Source organism: Rathayibacter tanaceti (genome assembly GCF_001634385.1).
Lineage (GTDB): Bacteria > Actinomycetota > Actinomycetes > Actinomycetales > Microbacteriaceae > Rathayibacter > Rathayibacter tanaceti.
In genome coordinates, this window is sequence record NZ_LIIN01000306.1 from 1 (window position 1) to 622 (window position 622).

A 622-nucleotide genomic window follows, 5' to 3' on the forward strand; every position below is an offset into this window, starting at 1 on the left:
GACCCGGCCTCCGCGAGACCCGCGCGGTGCACGCGGTCGCCCGGCTCGTGCTCCACGGCCGGATCCCGCACGTGCAGACCGCCTGGACCAAGCTCGGGCTGCACACCGCTCAGCTGCTCCTGCGCGGTGGGGCCGACGATCTGGGCGGTCTGCTCCTCGACGGTGTCCTCCGGCCCGAGGCGGGGGCGGAGGCGCACCGGGCACTCGACATCGCGACCGTCGCACGCATCACCGGCGAGATCGGCCGCGGCTGGCGCCAGCGCACCACCTCGTACGGCACGGTCCCCGCCGAGCGCGCCCTGCGCGCCGAGGTGACGTCCTCGGCCGGGGTGCAGCGGATGCGGCTCCCCCTGCGCGAGACCCGACGCGTGCCGTGAGCCCGTCCGAGTACCTCCAGCGGCAGGCCGCCCTGGTGCAGGAGCGGCGGATCACGGTCGGAGCCGCCCAGGCGCGACTCCTCACCGCCGGTCCCGAGCAACCTTCCGCCGTCCTGCTCCTCACCGGCGCCGGCCGGGGCGTCCGGACCGACACCGCGCTCGTGCTGCCGATGCTCGCGCGCCGCCACCGTGTCGCCGCGCTCGAACTCGCCGACCTCCGCGACCCCTGGGGCGACGGTCCCGCC

1 protein-coding gene and 1 pseudogene are annotated in these 622 nt (G+C 77.0%); both read left to right on the top strand.

Annotated elements, in window-relative coordinates:
• Window positions 1-377: pseudogene (locus ACH61_RS15780) on the top strand (hypothetical protein); the annotation flags it as partial.
• Window positions 374-622, top strand: a 249-nt coding sequence (locus ACH61_RS15785; RefSeq protein ID WP_201787635.1) for a hypothetical protein, incomplete at its 3' end; no start/stop codon positions are given. The pseudogene ACH61_RS15780 and the gene ACH61_RS15785, both read left to right, overlap by 4 nt.